The sequence below is a fragment of the Bartonella sp. AP65SXKL genome, from assembly GCF_042195725.1.
Taxonomy (GTDB): domain Bacteria; phylum Pseudomonadota; class Alphaproteobacteria; order Rhizobiales; family Rhizobiaceae; genus Bartonella.
The window spans coordinates 1-640 of sequence record NZ_JBHIOW010000103.1; the positions used below are offsets into that span (position 1 = coordinate 1).

The 640-nt window shown below is 36.7% G+C and carries 1 protein-coding gene; it reads left to right on the forward strand.

What is annotated here, in order from left to right; genetic code table 11:
* Positions 1 to 564, forward strand: a 564-nt coding sequence (locus ACFIMP_RS09880) for a DUF3987 domain-containing protein (protein ID WP_375686348.1), incomplete at its 5' end; no start/stop codon positions are given.
* Positions 565 to 640 lie beyond the last annotated feature (76 nt).

Here is a 640-nt window from a genome sequence, read left to right on the forward strand (position 1 = left end):
TTTCGTTCTCTTTATGATAAACCATTAGGATCACCAAAACACCCTATTACCATACGCTTTTCTGCTGAAGCTCAAGAAATGTTTCGTGTATGGTGGGAAAATTTTCAAAGAACAATCAAAGGAGGTCATTTCTCATCAAGTTTACAAGCGCATCTTTTGAAAATGAATAAAACCATACCAACCCTTGCATTGATTTTTGAATTGAGTGAAGGGGGGCGTTTTGAAATCAATAGAGATGCCCTTGAGAGAGCCTTATATTGGGAAGAATATCTGATAAGTCATGCAAAACGTCTTTATGCGGCGAATGATACATTAACAGCAGAGCGTGCAAAATTAATTGTAGAGCGCTGTGATCTTTTACCCAATGTTTTTACGGCAAGAGATATCTATAGACGGTGTTGGAGATCTTTAAAAGACAATCAAACCGTTAAGCAAGCTTTAGAGCTTTTATGTCGTTGTAACTATATTCGTGAATTTCCTATAGAGGGGAATGAATTAGGTCGGCGTCCTGATAGACGGTATGAATGGAATCCTTTGGTTAAAAACAACAGCATAAAACAATAAAGAAATCTCTTTTGAAGTCTTTAAGACAACCACGCAAAACTCTTTTTATGGCATTCTCATCAAGGAACTTTTTTCC